Below are 18,337 nucleotides of genomic sequence, written 5' to 3' on the forward strand. Positions count from 1 at the left end.
ATTGAAGAACGTTCATAGAATAGAATTTCATACGGGGAGTAAAGAAGAATTATTCCCTGATTTTGCACCAGATTTTCCATATACTGCTTCCTGCTCCCAATTGGATAAATTTATGGGACGTTTTGTTCCATGGCATTGGCACAAGAACGTGGAGCTGTTTTATATGGAAAGCGGAAAAATGGAGTACTGCACACCAAAAGGAAGAACAATATTCCCCGCAGGTTCTGGCGGCATGGTCAATTCCAATGTGCTTCACATGGCAAGGCCTCAGGCAGAATCAGAAAAAAATATCCAGTTCCTTCACATTTTTGATCCTTCCTTCATAGCCGGTCAACATGGAAGCCGGATCGAGCAAAAATACGTTACGCCGATTACCGCCGCCCCACAGGCTGAAATCATTGCCTTATATCCTGAGGATCCGGTACAGGCGAAAATTTTAAATACCATTCGTGAATCTTTTCACCTGTCCGAACATGATTTTGGATATGAAATTAAATTGAGAGAGGCATTATCAGATATATGGCTCCAACTTTTCTCCATATCTCGTCCCCTGTTGGAAGAAAAAGGACTTTCCAACAAAACGAATGACAAGATAAAAACGATGATGGTATATGTCCATGAGCATTATGCAGATAAAATATCAATTGCAGAGATTGCCGCCGCCGCTTATTCCAGCGAGCGGGAGTGTTTCCGGGTATTCCACGACTGTCTGCACATGACACCAGTGGAATATATCAAAACCTATCGTTTACAAACAGCCTGTCATATGCTTGCAAACAGCAGGGAAGCAATTACGTATATAAGCCACGCCTGCGGATTGGGAAGCAGCAGCTACTTTGGGAAGGTCTTTCGGGAGCATGCCGGCTGCACGCCCTTGGAATACCGCCGCAAATGGCAGGAAAATGATATATAAAGGCAGAAATAATATATTTATTCAAAAAAGATTGCACTATAATGATACCTGTAAAGGTAATAGGGCAATCTTTTTATTATAAAATTATTGCTGTCACCAAATAATCACTGTTTTTCATAATGGAGGGTTTGTAATGATAAAACTGAATATCTTGAATATGGATAACTTTTTACAAACAGTAAATGCGTGCAGTGATGCGGTCAATTTACTGTACCCGGACGGAAGAAAAGAAAATATCAACAAACACTATGGACTCCAGAACGAGCTGCTGCATCAGTACAGGGAAAATAAGAACCTCCTGTGTCTTTCACTGGATATTCCGGCTCCAAAGGATTATATGAGCATTATCTCCTACTATACTGGAGATTGCTGACCAATTGCTTGCAACTAATTCATCATAGAGGGGTCTGACCGCTATTTGGGTCAGGCCCTTTCCCCATTCACCGGCGGGTACATTTCAGTTCCCATTTTTCTGCATTTCCCGGAACCGTTACCTCTCTCATCAGGAAAATGATTGCAATAATATTAGGAAGCGCCATCAATCCATTCCAGATATCAGAAAACTCCCACACTGTCTCAAGCTTTGCCAGACACCCAAGGAACACGGCCCCCAGATAAAGCAGGGTATAGACCTTTCCTCTTAATATACGCTGAAGTATGTAAAGGGATCTGCGTTCTTTTAAACTCTCCGCCAGATATATGGCGGCTTGACGCCCCAGATAGTACCATGCAATGATGGTCGCAAATGCGAAAATCAGCATGGCTCCTGACACCACATATTCTCCAAGTATTCCTAAGCGTTTTGAGAAACAAAAGGCTGTAAGAGCCGCTCCGTCATAGCCTGCCCCGGCAGCATCTCCATCTGTCATGCACAGGATTACAAAGGCGGTCATGGTGCAGATCAAAATAGTATCAAAAAACACCTCAAACATGGCCCACATCCCCTGCTGCTCAGGAGTCGTATCCTCTGCCGCACCGTGAAGAACTGCCATGCTCCCAAGTCCAGCCTCATTGGAAAATACACCCCTGGATACGCCGTATTGCAGGCTTTTACTGATTTGATAGCCTGCGGCTCCTGAAAAAACAGAAACCGGGCGAAAAGCATCCTGAAAAATGCATTGAAAAATATATGGGATCTTATCGTAACAGGACATGATCACAACCATGGAAAACAGCATATAGGCACCGGCCGAGATAGGAATGAGCCGTTCGGAAACAAAGGCGATTCTAGCAATTCCTCCCAGTACCACCAATAATACAGTTCCAGTCAGCAAGATCCCAATGGGAATCGGGGGTATGCCAAAGGAAAATTCAAGAGTTTCCGCAATGGAATTGGACTGCACCATGCTTCCCATTCCAAGAGAAACCATGATGCAAAGAAAGCTGTATAACATGCCAAGTCCGGGGAGCTTAAGCCCCCTCTCCAAATAAACCATAGGCCCGCAGATCCATGCACCGTTTCTGTCCCGGTAGCGGTAACGGATCCCCAGCATGGTCTCCGCATAGCCTGTCATCATACCGATTCCGGCAGAGACCCACATCCAGAATATCGCCCCAGGTCCGCCGGCTGTTAATGCGGTAGCCACACCAGCGATATTTCCGGTCCCAATGGTAGCTGCTAAAGCCGTACAGGCCGTCTGGAATTTAGTCACTTCCCCTTTTTCTTCTCCCTCATCCTCCTGTATGCTTCCAATGGTATGCTTCCACCAAAATGGGAATTTTCTAATCTGAAAAAAACCCGACTTCACCGTAAAAAAGATCCCGGTTCCCAGAAACAGAACCAGAAGCCACGGCCCCCACACCATTTCATGTATGCGATGTATCATAGGATCAGCTCCTGAACGCTCTCTTTAACACATATTCGACCCAGCCAGTTAGTATGAAAATTTCCAATGTTTTTTATACAAAATAACTTTCGGTATGGTATAATCTCCATATAAGCAAAGAGCAGTGCGAATTAGGACACAGAAAAATTTTCGTCGTGCCCGCGCACGTAAGAAAATTTTTCTGTGTCCTAATTCATAGGGCGAATGCCCGTGAGCGAACGAATCCACAGGATTCGCGAGCTCCACTGCGGATGCAAACCACCCAAAAAATGCGAGGTGAACAATATGCCTGGTTTTACCACTCACTATCTGCTTGGAGTCAGGGTTTTCAACGACATGCCCAACACTCCTTTAAAACGTATAATCTCAAAATACCGCTGGCTATATCAACTAGGCCTTCAAGGACCAGATATATTTTTTTACAACATCCCCATCCTCCGTCACCGAGATTACCGCAATGTAGGCTCCTATATGCACGAAAACCATGTACATGATTTTTTCGCTACTTGCCTAAACCATTTATCCCAGATCGAGTCCAAGCAGCAGAGAGAACAAGCCATCTCATATATGAGCGGCTACTTCTGCCATTACATCGGGGATTCCATCTGCCACCCTTACGTATACGGAAGAATCGAATATGATGTAAAAAACTCCGGCAACTATCATCATGGGCTTCATGCCATGCTGGAAAATGATATAGATGCATTGCTATTGATGAAATACAAAAAGAAAAAACCATCTCAGTTCAACCAGGCGGCCACAATCTGCTTAAACGGCCAGGAATTGCAGTTTATCTCCGGTTTTTTGTCAATATGCATCAATGAAGCCTATTATCCCTTAAATTACAGGAACAACTTCCGGGTAACATCCCAGATGGTATCCCGCTCCATTCTTGCTATGCGCTTAGGATGCAGGACTCTTGCCGATCCTTCCAGCCGCAAGAAAAACAGCATAGAATTTGTCGAATCTCTTTTTTCACGTACGCACCTAGCCTCCCAGAAGCTGGTTACAGACATACCGCCAGATCCTGTGGTAACCATGAATTTAAACCATGAAACCTGGTGTAATCCCTGGAACCGCCGCCTTGCATCCCAGGCCTCATTTCCAGAGCTCTTTTATCAGTCCATGGCAAAATGCAGTGATGTATTCTATCTGCTGAACGAGGAGCTGATCTCTCCAGTTCCCTTAAAAAGCCTGGATCACAATAAGCTTTTAAAAGAGCTTGGCAATTATTCCTACCACAGTGGACTGTCAGTTGATCCATAACGAACAAAAAAAATACAATAAAAAATGGATGAGAAATTATTTACAAACTAATTCCTCATCCATATTACATTTATATCTATTGGTCTGATTCAGTACTTTCAGTATCCTCCTCTTGATCCTCAGAGGTAGCTTCCGTAATAACTGCGCCTTCCTTTGGAACAATCTTTTCATCAGATCCCTTGGGTATGTCCATATCTACCAGCCAATACTGCTCTTCTTTCATTCTATAATCCGGCATCACAATAACATGCAAATCATAATCCTTGAAAAATCCACCATAAGAGGTATCGCTTGATTTTTCATAGGAAAAATCCTGCATTGCAGCTTCGTCGCCTATATACCGAACTGCTGCATTTGCAAATACAACCGCCTCATCAGGGGTGGTTCCATCCTTTACAATCAATGTCAAATCAATCTTTTTATTCTTCTGATCTACACTGTAATTAACGCTTAACGCCATAGGATATTCTTCATTGTTCACGAACTCTTCGTCCATATCATTTCCGATCTGATCCCAATCCAGAACAATCCCCTGCTGTGTTTCAAAAACAGGTTCTGCCGGCCCTGTGGAATTAAGAATGTGTTTTTCCGTGCATCCAGTCAGCAACAACACTGACATCGCACATATCATTAGAGCTTTGTTTCTCATCATAATCTCCTCCTTATCGAACATCTAACATTATATAGGATGTAATCCTTTTTTTGTAGTGGTTTTAGTAAAATGTCAGAAAATCTTCACAAATACGTTAGTGTTTTTTCTGGAATGAAGATCTTCGCATTTAATTCTTGCATTTTCTGGTTATACATGGTATTATGTTCAATATCAATATTAAATTTAAATTTTTGAACACTTTAGGAGGCTACGTGCATGGACCACAATGAGAAAAAGGCTTTATTTAAAAAGCTGGACTGGGTAACAACCCTGATTCCTTTTATGAGCATTATTTTATTATGCCTTGTTTTCACCATATATCCCGGCAGATCTGCGGATACCCTGGCTGCTATCCGGTCATTTTTAGGAGACGAACTGGGCAGCTACTACCTTATCATCGGACTTTTTACCTTCCTGTGCTCCTTGTATATCGCTTTTTCCAAATACGGTACTATCAAGCTTGGGAACTTAGAAAAGCCTCAATATTCAAATTTTAAATGGGGTACCATGATGTTTACAGCCGGCCTGGCTGCCGATATCCTCTTCTATTCCCTTTGTGAATGGATCCTCTACGCAGGGGAACCCCATATTGCGGATCTGGGAGCCATGCAGGACTGGGCCTCCACCTACCCGCTGTTTCACTGGGGGCCTATCCCCTGGAGCTTTTATATGATATTAGCTGCAGCATTCGGTTTCATGCTCCATGTAAAAAAACGGACAAAGCAAAAATACTCGGAAGCCTGCCGCCCTCTTTTGGGAAAGCATGTAGATGGCATTTGGGGAAAACTCATTGACTTAATCGCCGTATTCGCCTTACTGGCCGGTACTGCAACCACATTTTCCCTGGCGACACCCCTTCTTTCCATGGCGGTCAGCAGGGTAACCGGTCTTCCGGAATCCAGATTACTGACTATTGCAATCCTGGTTATTATATGTATTGTTTACACCATTACGGTTTTTTTCGGCATGAAGGGCATAGCAAAGCTGGCTGCTTCCTGTACATACCTGTTCTTCGCCCTGCTTCTCTATGTACTGATCGGCGGAAAGGAAGCCAGATATACCATTGAAACAGGAATCACAGCAGTCGGGAACCTGACCCAGAACTTTATCAGCCTGTCTACCTGGACCGATGCCCTGCGGACCTCCTCCTTCCCTCAGAACTGGACTATCTTTTATTGGGCTTACTGGATGGTATGGTGTGTGGCTACTCCTTTCTTTATTGGAACCATAAGTAAGGGGCGCACCATAAAGCAGACCATCCTCGGAGGATATGTTTTTGGAATCTCCGGAACCTTTACTTCTTTTATTATATTGGGGAATTACAGCCTTGCCCTACAGACAAAGGGAGTGCTGGATGTGATGGGTATTTATTCATCCACAGGAGACTTGTACCAGACGATCATGGCAATCCTTGAGACCTTGCCGTTTGCAAAGCTGGGCCTGATCCTTTTGGCTGTTACCATGATAGCTTTTTACGCTACCAGCTTTGATGCCCTGGCCCTGGTCGCTTCTACCTACTCTTATAAAGAGCTCCCTGAGGACGCCGAGCCGGATAAACACGTGAAGCTGTTTTGGTCCGTGCTTTTAATGATGTTTCCCATTGCTCTTATATTTTCCGAGAATTCCATGGCCAATCTGCAAACGGTTTCCATTATTGCAGCATTTCCTATCGGAATTATCATACTCCTGATTATTTTCAGCTTCTTTAAAGACGCGAAGGAATATTTAGATCAACAAAAAACAAAGGATCAATAAAGGCAAGAAAATCCGCATTGAAATGGCTATTAAATAGCCGTTTCAATGCGGATCTTTTATATACAACATCTTCTTATTACAATGTCCTAATGATATATTTTAATTTCCATGCTGGAATGAGAGGGCACCCGTTGCTCCTTAGGCGGAAGCTTCTTATAATCACCGTATATCCAGGTAAGAACCTCATGCCAGCCTTTAGGTGCCATCAGTTTGGTATCTTCGAATTCCAGATCCACCGTTTCTTCACACCATTCCTTCTTAAGCGTTACATAAAGATAATCCGGCTGGTAGTTGCTGTAATACCTAAGGCTGCTCTTCCCCTTCTGATCTTTGACCGCTGCCATATGCTGCAGCTTATTCAAGGTTTTCATTGGAATCAATTTTCCAAAAGAAGCCAGCGTACCAATGACCATTTTATTGACCAGGCTGTACTTCTTAAAATCCAACCGGTAACGGTGCCCCATGGACATGCCGTAGATTACGGTATGAAGAAGGCGGGTACAGGCAGAAGCTGCCTTGCCTTCCGGAAGCTCATCAATGGTGAATAAGTCCACCCACAGATGATTTAATCTTCCTTCATAAAACCGCATCTCTTCTGAGTCCTCATGAGTCCGGCTGTTTTTATAGATGATCCTGGTTGTAAAATCATAAAAAGCGGTTCCGCCTCTTAAATCTTTTGGTTCAAGAAGCTCCATCTCTTCCGGAAGCTCACGGCGTACTACCTTTAAAAAAGCATCATAATTGGAACGGGTAAATGCCACATCTGCATCATCATCCCAGGGAATGAAGCCTTTGTGCCTCACTGCTCCTAAAAGCGTTCCTGCATCCAGAAGATATTTAATCTTGTATTTCCGGCAGATACGATCAATTTCCTTTAAAATAGCCAGGTTTGCCTGGTGTACCTCCGTTAAATCGTATTCCTTCATGTTTCCTCTTTCCTGCCCGCCCATTACAGGCTCAAAGCCTCCTTAATGGTCTTTGCCATATAGTCGATCATCTCATCCGTCATTCCCGGATATACTCCTACCCAGAAGGTATCCTCCATGATCCGGTCAGTATTGGTCAGCTGCCCAACGATCCGGTAGCCTTCCCCAGACTCCCTCATCTGATCAAAGCATGGATGTTTCGTCAAATTACCGGCAAACAGCATCCTTGTCTGAACGCCTTTGGATTCCACATACTGTACTACCTGATTCCGGCTTACACCTTCCTTGCAGGTTATTAAAAAGCCGAACCAGCTTGGCTTGGAGTCTTGACATGCCTCCGGAAGGATCAGCTTGTCGGAAACCTCTTCCAGACCTTTATGAAGACGGTCGAAATTATGGCGCCGCCTCTCAACAAAGGATGGAAACTTATCTAGCTGGGCACAACCAATTGCCGCCTGCATGTCAGTGGCCTTTAAATTGTAGCCGAAATGGGAGTAAACATATTTATGGTCATAGCCAACGGGAAGCTCTCCGTACTGGCGGTCAAACCGGTGTCCGCACAAATTATCTCGTCCGGAAGGGCATACACAGTCCCTTCCCCAGTCACGGAATGAGCGGATAATTTTGTTCAGCAGAGAATTATTCGTATAAACTGCGCCTCCCTCTCCCATTGTCATATGGTGAGGCGGATAAAAACTGGAAGTTCCTATATCCCCGATGGTCCCGGAGAAACGCTCTTCCCCGTTTATGGTGTAAGTTGTTCCAAGAGCATCGCAATTATCCTCTACAAGCCATAGCTGATGCTTATCACAAAATGCCTTAACGGCAGAAAGGTCAAAGGGATTTCCCAGGGTATGGGCAATCATGACTGCCTTGGTCTTTTCTGAGAGTGCAGCTTCAAGCATGTTCACATCAATGTTATACTGGGGGATGGTTACATCCACAAATACAGGAACCGCCCCAAACTGGATCATCGGGGTCACCGTAGTGGGGAATCCTGCTGCTACTGTGATTATTTCATCACCGCGCTTGATTTGACGCTCTTTTAAAAGCGGCGATGTAAGAGTCATAAATGCCACCAGATTCGCGGATGAGCCGGAATTAACAAGAGAGCAGAACCTTACATTTAAATATTTAGCCAGCTTCTTCTCAAATTCATCGGTATACCGTCCGGACGTAAGCCAAAACTCCAGGGAGCTGTCCACCAGGTTTACCATCTCCTGATGGTCGTATACACGGGAGGCGTAGGAAATACGTTCTCCTTCTTTAAACGGATCTTTCTGATTGTGATAGGTGCTGCAGTATTCCTTTACCAAGGAAAGGATCTCCTCCCGCGCCTCTTTTTCTGTCTTGTTTTCAAACATTCTATTTTTTCCTCTCATGCTCATTTCAATTGAAAAATTCTTTAATCTGCAGATCCATGAATGCAGGCATATCCGCCCCTTCCAAGTAGGCCTTGGTCCATTCCACGGTCTTTTCTACTGCTTCCTTCACCCCATACCTGGGATACCAGCCAAAGACCTTTTTGGTCTTGGAGCAGTCCAGTTTTAAGAAGTTAGCCTCATGAGGGCCTCCTTCAAACTTATCAATCCACTTGATTCCCTGGCCCCAGGCCTCACAGAATAAATCCGCCAGCACTCCGGTGGTCACGCAGTCTCTGTCGTCAGGACCTACATTATAATATCCTTGGAACGTTGAATCCTCGTACTGTTTCATGGCAATGGTCATGTAAATAACCAAAGGTTCCAGTACATGCTGATACGGCCTTGTAGAATGAGGATTTCTTACGATAATATCCTGTCCTGCTGCTGCCGCCCGTATGCAGTCCGGTATAATCCTGTCATTGGCAAAATCTCCTCCTCCGATTACATTTCCTGCACGGGATGTAGAAACTGCCACACGTCCGTCAGAGAAAAAGGATTTTGCATAGCTGTGAGTCACCAGCTCGGAACAGGATTTGCTGTTGGAATATGGATCATAGCCATCTAACGGATCTGTTTCCCGGTATCCGTATTCCCATTCCCTGTTTTCATATACCTTATCCGTTGTAACATTTAAAAAGGATCTGACGGAAGGGGTCAGACGTATGCATTCCAGTACGTTGACCGTCCCCATGACATTAGTCTCATAGGTATAGACCGGATCCTTATAAGAGTCCCGTACAATGGGCTGGGCAGCCAGGTGAAACACGATTTCCGGCTCCTCCCGGGCAAACACCTTTTTTAAATGTTCCAAATCCCGGACATCCCCGATGATAGAATTCACATTGCGGGAAAGTCCTGCTGCTTCAAACAGGTTTGGGTCTGTGAAGGGTGCAAGGGAATATCCCGTTACGGATGCTCCGGCCTTAACAAGGAGATGGCTGAGCCAGGTCCCCTTAAAGCCTGTATGTCCTGTAACCAGGACTTTCTTTCCTTTATAAAAATCACTAAATTCGTTCCATTTGATACTAGCCCAACTTGTCATATCATTTCTCCCAAATCTTCCATGGCGCCTCTCCGGACTGCCACAAATCTTCCAGCTTCTTCATTTCTCTCTGCGTATCCATGCACTGCCAGAAGCCGTTATGATGGAAGCTCATAAGCTGACCCTCTGCCGCCAGGCTCTGCAATGGTTCCTTTTCAAATATGGTGCTGTCATCTTTTAAATAGGAGAAAATCTCCGGATTTAAGACCATGAAGCCTCCATTGATCAAGCTGGTATCCGCCTCGTCCTTTTCTCTGAAGGAACGGACCACATCGCCTTCGTCAATATCCAGAACTCCCTTTAGCTGGGCGATATTAACGGTGGTCATGGTAGCGGTCTTTCCATGATCCTGATGAAATTTTAACAAAGCCTTTAAATCCACATCGCAAACACCGTCTCCATAGGTCATCATAAAGGGCTCATCGCCGATATAGGGCTGGATGCGCTTAATACGTCCGCCGGTCATGGTATTTAACCCCGTATCTACCAGGGTCACCTTCCACGGCTCCGAATAATTGTTATGTACCTCCATCTTATTGTTGGCAAGATCAAAGGTCACATCGGATGTATGAAGAAAATAATCCGCAAAGAATTCCTTTACTACATACTGCTTATATCCAAGGCAAATGACAAAGTCATGAAAGCCATACTGGGAATAGTATTTCATAATATGCCACAAAATAGGCTTCTCCCCGATTTCAATCATTGGCTTTGGTTTTAAATGGCTCTGCTCACTGATTCTGGTGCCAAAGCCTCCTGCTAATAATACTACCTTCATTGGTTCTTCCTCCAAATCTTTATTTTAATCGTACTCTTTATAAGCCTTCCTGTAAAAATGCATCAATACCTTTACCACCGGTCTTGGCCACATCTTTGAAAACATATCGGCTTCCTCTCTGACACGGCTGTTATCCGCAATACAAGCCTTTGTGGTGGCCTCCCCGTGAACTCTGTAATACAAAATCGTCTTTTCCACGCAAATAAAACGCCCCGGCCGCCCGGATAACTGGTAAAGCGTGTCCCAATCCAAAGCAAACCGGTAAGGAGAGGTGAAAAGTGATTCTCCTAATTCTTCCTTATTATATGCGCATGCAGGGCAGCAGATGGAGTTACCAAACAGCAAAGCGCTTTTCTTGACCAAGGACAAATGACTGATAGAATGGAAACGAAGCGGGATCCTTAGAAAACGCTTGATAAATTCCACCATCTCAAAGACAGCCGGCCGGTCCCCCCGGATCACGGTATAACCTCCCGTAAATAATGTCATATCCGGGTATTTCTTATAGTTTTCCAGAAGCCTCTTTACATAATCCTTCTGGTATAGATCATCCTGATGGGCAATGGTAACAAAACGGGATTCTGCCATATCATAGGCAAAATTCCAGTCTTCCCGTATATTACTTTTCCCTTGCCGGATGAACAATGGAATCTGATACTTGTCCGCCATTTTTTCAATAAAAGGGCTGGGTGTTGATGTGCATATGATGATCTCCGACCTGACGCTTTGTTTCAGGAGAGAACGGATGCAGGCTTCAAGATAGGGCGAGTCCTTATATGCGCAGACCGCAAATGCATGTGGTTTCATATTTCTCCTTAAATGAGCTTGTTATTATCTGGCTATGATTATACCATAAATACCTTAAAACATTCCACCATATTCATTATTTTGAAAGAATTCTGAAAATATATGCTTTGCATGTATTAAGAATTATATGTCCCCTCTTCATTGACGAACCGGTTAAATTAGGATAAGCTAAGTATAACGACAAAATACATTACCAGATAAAGGAGATTACTTGCTATGAGCATCCGACTGATCGCCTCCGATATGGACGGCACCCTTTTAAACCCTCAGACCAATATCTCAAAAGCCAATGTAGAAGCAATCCGCAGACTTGAGCGCGCGGGCATAGAATTTTTAATCTGCAGCGGACGGGATTATCAAGAAGCAAAAGCCGTTATGGATGCCTGTGATATCACATGCAGCTACATCTGCTTAAGTGGGGCTGCCGTATATAGTCAGGATGGGGAACTACTGAGCGAGATTCCTCTTACCTCTAAAAACCTTGTAGATATTGATCGGATTCTTACAGAGCAGCAAGCGGATATGGATATTCTATCCTCCCATGGGCGGTATACTACTGCCACAAAAGAGAGAAAGCTAAACGAGCTATACTCTTTCTTAAAGAAGAAATTCACCTCTGCTGCCAGCATTTCTAAAGATCTGGAAGCCGCTGTGCAAAAGCGAATGGAATCCACGACCTTTATTTCTTCTCTTAAAGAGCTGCCTGAGGATAGCGATGTATTTAAAATATGCAGCAACGGAATTCCGGTTCAAAAGGCTTCAGATTTAAAAGAAATCTTCGCAGACTATCCAGATCTGGCTGCGGCCTCCTCTTTCCCCGACAATATTGAGCTGACCAACCAGGCTGCTCAGAAAGGAACGGCTTTAAAAGCTTATGCAGAGCGCAAGGGAATCTCTCTTAAGGATGTGATGGTTCTTGGAGACAGCGACAATGATCTGTCCATGTTCACACCGGAATTCGGTTGGACCGTTGCCATGGAAAATGCCATGACCTGCATCCGGGAGGCGGCGAAATACCATACCAAATCCAATGCAGAGGATGGGGTTGCCTGGGCCATTCGCAGACTTGTGTTTCAGGAAAATATATAAGAACATATAGGAAAAGCCGGAAGAGATCGATGGGTATCTGTCTCTTCCGGCTTTTAAAAGTTAATCGGATATTCGCAATTACACTTCTGTAAAACCAAACATTTTCCAGGGCTTAATGTAATCAAGCAACACCAGTTCATAATCTGGTATATGGCCAATCACATTCTTTCTACCATCATTCGGCATATCTTTTAAAACAACATGCAGCTCTCCCTTATAACGAGAATAACCGTCATTTAGAATTACAACATCCCCCCGTTTTAAATCCCGGGTATTGTCAGGAAGCACTGACTTGTCAGCAAAGACTACTCTTGGCCAGGTGGAACGTATCATGTATTCGCTGATATCCCCTCTGATCACATGCTGCTGGTCAAAGTAAAGAATCTCCCGCTCTGTTTCCGTCAGTTCTTTCTCCAGTCGAAGGCCAAACATCAGCTTTCCAGGAGTCACTGATGCACAGGCCTTTAATTCTTCTTCAGAAGCATAGGCATTGGCGATAATCACATCGTCTACCATGCGGGTTGCAAGCAAATGCCGTACCTGGGCATCCACTGGCAGACCACGGTGCATCTCCAGTGTACACAATCCTTCATTCACAGGCCATGGTCCATAAGTATTCTCATTGTTGCTGGATACAAAGGCCGCAACCTTAAGGCCGTGCTTTTTCATTTCCCGGTTGCAGTAATCAAAATGCTCCAAACTGATCCCAGTATATTTCTGAGGATAAAAGTTGTGGCAGGTGATGATCCTTTCCGGCACCGGATGATGATTCATGATATTTGCCACATAGCTTGGATCGGTGCTGGCGTTTAGCTCGATCTTCAGTCCCTCGCTGTTATAGCTCATTGCAGCTTCCTTCATGCCGTCAAAGCCTTCATCCAGCCGGATCCCATCTGCATGCATCTCCTTAAAGGGGGCCAGATTATCATAAGAAGCCCCAAGCATTTCAAAAACAGGAGGCGCCACGTCCAGAATTACTTCCATACCGGATTCATGGGCCGTATCAATCATATCCTTAAATTCATTGATTATCTCAGATATGTCTTTATTCCCCACGCTCAACAAGCAGGTAAAAATCCGTCGAAACCCGTATTTACCGGCCAGACGTATATATTCCTTATCCCGTTCCGGAGTGGAATGCTCCGGATACAAGGAGATACCAAGTCTTCCCATAATTAATTTCCTCTCCACTTTCCTGCCCAGTTATATGGGCATAAAGGTATACCTGCAAGGTATTTCCGTTTATGTGGTTATCTCAATTACTTTTTCAGTCGGGTTGTTAAATTCTCTGATATACACGACCGGGCTGCCGCTTTTGCTTACAATGGTGCTCTCAACCATAATAATCGGAGTATTCAGCTTTACGTGAAGCAGATTAATATATTTTACAGGCACTATAATAGGAAGAAACTTCTGTGTAACCGATCCCTCGTCAATGTATCCTTTCAGATCTAATAGTTTATTTAAGTTGTTGTAATCATTGTCATTAATCAGGCTTTGGATCAAATAAATTTCCTCAACACTTACAGGCTTTCCATTCTTCCGGTTCAGACGAACGATCCGGATCATCCAGTCCTCAGACTCGATTTCCAGACAGGCAGCGATCTTTTCATCGCAAAAGCAGGAACTGAAATAGATTACATTGTAATCATAAGTATCATCCATTGGCTTATTTAAAGTCTCTGCGGACGTGTTTTTTTTCATCAGCCTTTGGTCTGCAACAAAAGTCCCTTTATTTTTATCTCTATATAATACTCCCTCTTCCACCAGTTCATTTATAGCATTGCGCACGGTCATACGGCTGGCATTATACCGACCGGCCAGTTCCCGTTCTGATGCAATAGGGGTATTGACAGACGCGTCCTTAATTTCTTCCATAAGGTCCTGTTTTATTTTCTGATATTTCGGAGCCCCCATTGTATCACCTCTTATCACCTTTAATTCTCTTTTGTCCTCTGTCCCTTAATGAAGCTTTCCATGGATGAAAGCATCCTGGAAACCCTCTTTTTGGATCCTTTTTGATAAAACCAAGAGACAATTTTATAGTTTAAGGAGTAGGAAGTACTCTCCCCTTCAAATCCCTCCCTGTAGTGTACCATAATGTTTCCGTCTTTGCTATCTTCGACCTCATAAAATATGACATTTGTCCCATGGGAGGTGCGGAAGCTTGCCTCATAACAGCTGGGAGAGACAAACTGCTTAATCACCACATCTACATGGTTTTCCTGCCCCATTTTATTTTTCATCTTCTTTTTATAGCGATAACCGGAATAAATCTGGTCAGGATTTACCTTTTTCCCTGTGGCCTGGCTGATATCATAGGCAACCGAGGACGCCAGGGCATTGAAAAATTCCTTTGCCTCTACATTCAGTTTTTGACTTACTTCCATATGTCTCTCCTATTTAGCCGTTTCAAAACCATTGTTTTTAAGCAGCTCCTGATACCAATAGCCTGACTTTTTTATGGTCCGCTTTTGGTTTTCCAAATCCAGCTCCACAAGCCCGTAACGGTTCTTATAAGCATTGAGCCATGACCAGCAATCCACAAAGGTCCAAACATGATATCCGATGCAATTGCTTCCTTCTTCTATCCCTTTATGAAGCCAGGTCAAATGCTCCTTATAGAACTCAATGCGGTAATCATCCTGTATCATGCCTTCTATCTTAAAACGTCCCTCATTTTCCACACCCATGCCATTTTCTGTAACCATCCATTCAATGTTTCCATAGTTGTCTCGGATATTGACAGCAATGTCATATAAACCTCTGGGATAGATTTCCCAGCCCCTGTATGGATTCATCCGTTTGCCAGGCATATCATAGATGTCAAAATAATATTCCGGCATAAATGGCGCTGCCGGGTTGGGAATATTGGCCTTTGCACAGACACGGAACGGATGATAGTAGTTTACTCCCAGAAAATCCACCGTGTTCTGACGGATGACTTCTAAGTCCTCCTTAGAAACCGTCGGAAGCAATCCATGCTTTTCTATGAGAGCAACCAGTTCCGGATCATAAGTTCCCTTAACGGCAGGATCCAGGAAGCTTTTATTCTGGAACAGCTCTGCAATCTTTGCCGCCTTCTCGTCCTCCGGATGGGAACTTCTGGGATAAGCCGGGGTCAGGTTTAATACAATCCCGATCTTTCCTTCCTGCTTCATGCTATGATATTCCTTCACTGCTAAAGCGCTGGCCAGTGCTGTATGATAAGCCACCGAAACCGCCGCTTTGGGATCCACCTTGCAGGGATAGTGATAACCTTGAAGATATCCGCATTCCACATGGACGATAGGCTCATTAAAGGTAAACCAGTGTTTCACCAGATCACCGAATAAATTAAAACAGGTCCAGGCATATTCCTTATAATAATCCACGACCTTTCTGTTTTCCCAGCCTCCCAGCTCCTGCAGCTTAACGGGCATATCAAAATGATACAAGTTTACAAATGGTTCGATCCCGTTTTCCTTTAATTCCAGAAACAGGCTGCGGTAATAATCGGCCGCTTTTTCATTCACCTCCCCGAACCCCTCCGGAAACATACGGGACCAGCTGATGGATGTCCGAAAAGAATTATGGCCTGTCTGCTTCATCAGTTGAATATCCTCTTTATAATTCTGGTAAAAAGCAGAGGTAATGCCTGGGCCAATGGCTCCATGAAATTTATAGCCTTCTTCCTCATACCACAAATCCCAGATATTTTTCCCTCTACCGTCATTTTCCTCGCCTCCCTCACACTGGGTGGCGCTGGTTGCACTTCCAAAGTAAAACCCTTCCGGAAACTCAAGTTTCATATCTTATACCCCCTTATTTCCTTTTCTTTATCAGCATGACTGCACCCAACAGTACAAATACCAGACCAACGGTCATATACATGGCAGAGGTTGGAAGCTGGGGTGATACAGTAATGAACAGGCAGCCTATGGCGATTAAAAATATGGTCCAGCTTTTCATGGCGCGCTCTCCCCTTCTTTCTCTGCTAAACTTAAGAACTGCCAAATCAGTTCTGTCAGGACATCCCCTGTGAACTGGTCTGGCAGCTCCTACTTAATCTATGTTACTATTCGTTTTTCATCTTATTTGCCATCATTACAAATGGTGTCCAGATAGCAAAAGATATAAACAGATTAAACAATGATACAATTGCTGCCATAAAGCTTCCGCCTGTTGCAAGGAAGGCGTAGATGCCTGCTGGCATTACCCAGGGTACCGCTACGAAAACCGGAGGAATCAGGCCAATGGCAGTTGCGCCATATGCGATGGTCGCACATACCGGAGGAACGATCAGCCATGGAATCAAATACACCGGGTTCAATACGATAGGCATACCGAAAATGATCGGTTCATTGATATTAAATACACCCATGGGCCAGGACAGCTTGGCAATGGCCTTTTGGTCATCCCTCTTAGAAAACAGGAAGATTGCGATAATAAGTCCTAAGGTAATTCCGGAACCGCCCATCTGGCAGTAGGCATCAAAGGAACCGCGGGTCCATAAGTATGGAAGATTCGCAGTGCTCTGGCTGGTGGTAAATGCCTCAATGTTCTGGTTTAATGCCGTTAAATAGATACCGTCCATGATAGGAGCCAGTACGTTGTGCCCATGGAGACCAAAGAACCATAACAACTGGATCAGGAATACCATGAAGATTACGCTGAAGAAGCCCTGTGACAAGCTGAGGAGCGGCCTCTGGATATATTTGAGAACCATATCATTAATGGTAGAACCTGTTGCGGTTATACAGATCTGGGTTAAGATACCTGCAGCATAAATGGCGATTACACCTGGAACAATGGCCGCAAATGCCTTGCTTACTGCTGGCGGTACAGAATCCGGAAGGTTGATGGTAACCTTTTTCTGCATCAGCTTTATGTAAATCATGGTACAGATAAAGCCCATAATCAGTGCGGTAAACAGACCACCGGAACCGGTGTATCCGGAACCTAAGTATCCCCAGCCACTGACTCCATTTAATGCAACACCGCCGCCTGCTGTGGCAGTTACATCAAGTCCGAGACCTTTCAGCTGATCAGCAGCCGTCGCTGCAACACCTGGAAGTTCATAGTTGAAGGTAGCGCTTTGGCCCATACAGGTGACTAAGCTTGCAAATGCAATAACTCCGCCTGCAATGGCGTTTACATCATAGGTTTTAGAAAGATTATAGCCCAGGGCAAAAACAAATGCCAGAGCAAGAATTACAATAGAACCAAAGTATACGTTGCCGTTAACACTGATGATTGGAGACATGGCCTGAACAAAACCGGTCATGCCTGCCTGGTTTGGAAGATCCCTTAAAAATACATTAAGTAAAACTGCTATGGAACCAACCATGGTTATTGGCATGATGGCTATGAAGGCATCACGAATGGCAACCAGATGTTTCTGGGAGCCAATTTTAGCTGCGATTGGCATAAATTTTGCTTCCATGAATGAATTAAATGCACCCATACTTTTTCTCCCTCTTTTATCCTCCCCTAAACGATTGAAACGGGGAGTTACTTTTTCATACTTACCCGTTTAATTTCCCCAGCGCCTGATCCAGTACTTTGGCGCCATTCATCGTGCCGTAAGCCATCATATCGATGACAAGCACAGGTTTCTCATTTTTCACTCTCTCGTTCATCTTTTTCTCAAGATAACGAACCTGAGGCCCTAATAAAACAATATCTGCCTTTTTCACTTCCTCAACAGATTCAGAATCTCCCACTGCCCAAATGGTGGCCTCCACGCCTTTTTCTGATGCTGCATCCTGCATTTTCTTTACAAGCATGCTTGTAGACATTCCTGCTGAGCAAACTAATAAAATATGATACATCCTCGCACCCCTTTCTGTGGTCTAGACCACTTCTTCTTACCCATAT

The 18,337-nt window shown here is 44.3% G+C and carries 19 protein-coding genes; 5 read left to right on the forward strand and 14 right to left on the reverse strand.

Annotation, left to right across the window (positions count from 1 at the left end):
- Nucleotide 1: 1 nt before the first annotated feature.
- Entirely contained in the window at nucleotides 2-913 is a 912-nt protein-coding gene (locus ACHZES_RS11765; RefSeq protein WP_395548955.1) for a helix-turn-helix domain-containing protein, read from the forward strand.
- A 133-nt stretch (nucleotides 914-1,046) separates the two neighbouring features.
- Entirely contained in the window at nucleotides 1,047-1,286 is a 240-nt protein-coding gene (locus ACHZES_RS11770; RefSeq protein WP_038278290.1) for a hypothetical protein, read from the forward strand.
- A gap of 67 nt (nucleotides 1,287-1,353) precedes the next feature.
- Here ACHZES_RS11770 and ACHZES_RS11775 read toward each other — a convergent pair whose 3' ends face one another.
- The gene (locus ACHZES_RS11775; RefSeq protein ID WP_038278288.1) at nucleotides 1,354-2,739 is read right to left on the reverse strand and encodes a sodium:alanine symporter family protein; all 1,386 of its coding nucleotides are present in this window, start codon (nucleotides 2,737-2,739) and stop codon (nucleotides 1,354-1,356) included.
- Nucleotides 2,740-3,024: 285 nt separating this feature from the next.
- On the opposite strand from ACHZES_RS11775, the gene ACHZES_RS11780 reads away from it, so the two are divergent.
- Nucleotides 3,025-4,005, forward strand: coding sequence for a zinc dependent phospholipase C family protein (locus ACHZES_RS11780; protein WP_038278287.1), 981 nt, complete (start codon nucleotides 3,025-3,027; stop codon nucleotides 4,003-4,005).
- Nucleotides 4,006-4,081: 76 nt separating this feature from the next.
- Here ACHZES_RS11780 and ACHZES_RS11785 read toward each other — a convergent pair whose 3' ends face one another.
- Complete coding sequence (locus ACHZES_RS11785) at nucleotides 4,082-4,657, reverse strand: hypothetical protein (protein ID WP_395548956.1); 576 nt, start codon at nucleotides 4,655-4,657, stop codon at nucleotides 4,082-4,084.
- A 216-nt stretch (nucleotides 4,658-4,873) separates the two neighbouring features.
- Between ACHZES_RS11785 and ACHZES_RS11790 the strand changes: the two genes are divergently transcribed.
- Nucleotides 4,874-6,412: a BCCT family transporter gene (locus ACHZES_RS11790; protein ID WP_395548957.1), complete on the forward strand. Its 1,539-nt coding sequence runs from the start codon at nucleotides 4,874-4,876 to the stop codon at nucleotides 6,410-6,412.
- 86 nt (nucleotides 6,413-6,498) lie between these two features.
- On the opposite strand, the gene ACHZES_RS11795 is transcribed toward ACHZES_RS11790, so the two are convergent.
- From ACHZES_RS11795 to ACHZES_RS11815, 5 genes are read right to left on the reverse strand one after another with little or no spacing between them, the layout of a single operon-like run.
- A complete protein-coding gene (locus ACHZES_RS11795; RefSeq protein ID WP_154524949.1) occupies nucleotides 6,499-7,338 on the reverse strand; it encodes a phosphorylcholine transferase LicD in 840 nt (279 codons plus the stop codon).
- Nucleotides 7,339-7,361: 23 nt separating this feature from the next.
- Nucleotides 7,362-8,702 carry a lipopolysaccharide biosynthesis protein RfbH gene (rfbH, locus tag ACHZES_RS11800; protein ID WP_395548958.1) on the reverse strand — a complete coding sequence of 447 codons (1,341 nt, stop codon included), beginning with the start codon at nucleotides 8,700-8,702 and terminating at the stop codon, nucleotides 7,362-7,364.
- Between the two features lie 25 nt (nucleotides 8,703-8,727).
- Nucleotides 8,728-9,804, reverse strand: coding sequence for a CDP-glucose 4,6-dehydratase (gene rfbG / locus ACHZES_RS11805; protein ID WP_395548959.1), 1,077 nt, complete (start codon nucleotides 9,802-9,804; stop codon nucleotides 8,728-8,730).
- Between the two features lies 1 nt (nucleotide 9,805).
- A complete protein-coding gene (gene rfbF / locus ACHZES_RS11810) occupies nucleotides 9,806-10,582 on the reverse strand; it encodes a glucose-1-phosphate cytidylyltransferase (RefSeq protein ID WP_089988169.1) in 777 nt (258 codons plus the stop codon).
- Between the two features lie 24 nt (nucleotides 10,583-10,606).
- Nucleotides 10,607-11,389 carry a glycosyltransferase family A protein gene (locus ACHZES_RS11815; RefSeq protein WP_154524769.1) on the reverse strand — a complete coding sequence of 261 codons (783 nt, stop codon included), beginning with the start codon at nucleotides 11,387-11,389 and terminating at the stop codon, nucleotides 10,607-10,609.
- Nucleotides 11,390-11,605: 216 nt separating this feature from the next.
- Here ACHZES_RS11815 and ACHZES_RS11820 point away from each other — a divergent pair, with 216 nt between their 5' ends.
- Nucleotides 11,606-12,478: a Cof-type HAD-IIB family hydrolase gene (locus tag ACHZES_RS11820; protein ID WP_154524771.1), complete on the forward strand. Its 873-nt coding sequence runs from the start codon at nucleotides 11,606-11,608 to the stop codon at nucleotides 12,476-12,478.
- A gap of 78 nt (nucleotides 12,479-12,556) precedes the next feature.
- On the opposite strand, the gene ACHZES_RS11825 is transcribed toward ACHZES_RS11820, so the two are convergent.
- The 7 genes from ACHZES_RS11825 to ACHZES_RS11855 all read right to left on the reverse strand — a co-directional run bounded on the left by ACHZES_RS11825 (nucleotide 12,557) and on the right by ACHZES_RS11855 (nucleotide 18,291).
- A complete protein-coding gene (locus ACHZES_RS11825) occupies nucleotides 12,557-13,651 on the reverse strand; it encodes a DUF871 domain-containing protein (RefSeq protein WP_395548960.1) in 1,095 nt (364 codons plus the stop codon).
- 69 nt (nucleotides 13,652-13,720) lie between these two features.
- Nucleotides 13,721-14,356 carry a GntR family transcriptional regulator gene (locus ACHZES_RS11830; RefSeq protein WP_404820372.1) on the reverse strand — a complete coding sequence of 212 codons (636 nt, stop codon included), beginning with the start codon at nucleotides 14,354-14,356 and terminating at the stop codon, nucleotides 13,721-13,723.
- Between the two features lie 59 nt (nucleotides 14,357-14,415).
- Nucleotides 14,416-14,868: a DUF3284 domain-containing protein gene (locus tag ACHZES_RS11835; protein ID WP_038278250.1), complete on the reverse strand. Its 453-nt coding sequence runs from the start codon at nucleotides 14,866-14,868 to the stop codon at nucleotides 14,416-14,418.
- A 9-nt stretch (nucleotides 14,869-14,877) separates the two neighbouring features.
- Nucleotides 14,878-16,269 (reverse strand): glycoside hydrolase family 1 protein, encoded by a 1,392-nt coding sequence (locus ACHZES_RS11840; protein WP_154524777.1) that lies wholly within the window; start codon nucleotides 16,267-16,269, stop codon nucleotides 14,878-14,880.
- A 13-nt stretch (nucleotides 16,270-16,282) separates the two neighbouring features.
- A complete protein-coding gene (locus ACHZES_RS11845) occupies nucleotides 16,283-16,429 on the reverse strand; it encodes a glycosyl transferase family 1 (RefSeq protein ID WP_154524779.1) in 147 nt (48 codons plus the stop codon).
- Between the two features lie 106 nt (nucleotides 16,430-16,535).
- The gene (locus tag ACHZES_RS11850) at nucleotides 16,536-17,924 is read right to left on the reverse strand and encodes a PTS sugar transporter subunit IIC (RefSeq protein ID WP_038278245.1); all 1,389 of its coding nucleotides are present in this window, start codon (nucleotides 17,922-17,924) and stop codon (nucleotides 16,536-16,538) included.
- A gap of 61 nt (nucleotides 17,925-17,985) precedes the next feature.
- Entirely contained in the window at nucleotides 17,986-18,291 is a 306-nt protein-coding gene (locus tag ACHZES_RS11855; RefSeq protein ID WP_038278243.1) for a PTS sugar transporter subunit IIB, read from the reverse strand.
- Between the last annotated feature and the right edge of the window lie 46 nt (nucleotides 18,292-18,337).

It is taken from the genome of Lacrimispora sanguinis, from assembly GCF_044987295.1.
Taxonomy (GTDB): Bacteria; Bacillota; Clostridia; order Lachnospirales; family Lachnospiraceae; genus Lacrimispora; species Lacrimispora celerecrescens_B.

Bases quoted from the DNA above. Each gene is read 5' to 3' on its own strand.
- ACHZES_RS11775 (WP_038278288.1), bottom strand. From the start codon at position 2,739: ATGATACATCGCATACATGAAATGGTGTGGGGGCCGTGGCTTCTGGTT.
- ACHZES_RS11855 (WP_038278243.1), bottom strand. From the start codon at position 18,291: ATGTATCATATTTTATTAGTTTGCTCAGCAGGAATGTCTACAAGCATG.
- ACHZES_RS11845 (WP_154524779.1), bottom strand. From the start codon at position 16,429: ATGAAAAGCTGGACCATATTTTTAATCGCCATAGGCTGCCTGTTCATT.
- rfbF (WP_089988169.1), bottom strand. From the start codon at position 10,582: ATGAAGGTAGTATTATTAGCAGGAGGCTTTGGCACCAGAATCAGTGAG.
- rfbG (WP_395548959.1), bottom strand. From the start codon at position 9,804: ATGACAAGTTGGGCTAGTATCAAATGGAACGAATTTAGTGATTTTTAT.
- rfbH (WP_395548958.1), bottom strand. From the start codon at position 8,702: ATGTTTGAAAACAAGACAGAAAAAGAGGCGCGGGAGGAGATCCTTTCC.
- ACHZES_RS11790 (WP_395548957.1), top strand. From the start codon at position 4,874: ATGGACCACAATGAGAAAAAGGCTTTATTTAAAAAGCTGGACTGGGTA.
- ACHZES_RS11815 (WP_154524769.1), bottom strand. From the start codon at position 11,389: ATGAAACCACATGCATTTGCGGTCTGCGCATATAAGGACTCGCCCTAT.
- ACHZES_RS11850 (WP_038278245.1), bottom strand. From the start codon at position 17,924: ATGGGTGCATTTAATTCATTCATGGAAGCAAAATTTATGCCAATCGCA.
- ACHZES_RS11825 (WP_395548960.1), bottom strand. From the start codon at position 13,651: ATGGGAAGACTTGGTATCTCCTTGTATCCGGAGCATTCCACTCCGGAA.
- ACHZES_RS11795 (WP_154524949.1), bottom strand. From the start codon at position 7,338: ATGAAGGAATACGATTTAACGGAGGTACACCAGGCAAACCTGGCTATT.
- ACHZES_RS11820 (WP_154524771.1), top strand. From the start codon at position 11,606: ATGAGCATCCGACTGATCGCCTCCGATATGGACGGCACCCTTTTAAAC.
- ACHZES_RS11835 (WP_038278250.1), bottom strand. From the start codon at position 14,868: ATGGAAGTAAGTCAAAAACTGAATGTAGAGGCAAAGGAATTTTTCAAT.
- ACHZES_RS11830 (WP_404820372.1), bottom strand. From the start codon at position 14,356: ATGGAAGAAATTAAGGACGCGTCTGTCAATACCCCTATTGCATCAGAA.
- ACHZES_RS11840 (WP_154524777.1), bottom strand. From the start codon at position 16,269: ATGAAACTTGAGTTTCCGGAAGGGTTTTACTTTGGAAGTGCAACCAGC.
- ACHZES_RS11785 (WP_395548956.1), bottom strand. From the start codon at position 4,657: ATGATGAGAAACAAAGCTCTAATGATATGTGCGATGTCAGTGTTGTTG.
- ACHZES_RS11770 (WP_038278290.1), top strand. From the start codon at position 1,047: ATGATAAAACTGAATATCTTGAATATGGATAACTTTTTACAAACAGTA.
- ACHZES_RS11780 (WP_038278287.1), top strand. From the start codon at position 3,025: ATGCCTGGTTTTACCACTCACTATCTGCTTGGAGTCAGGGTTTTCAAC.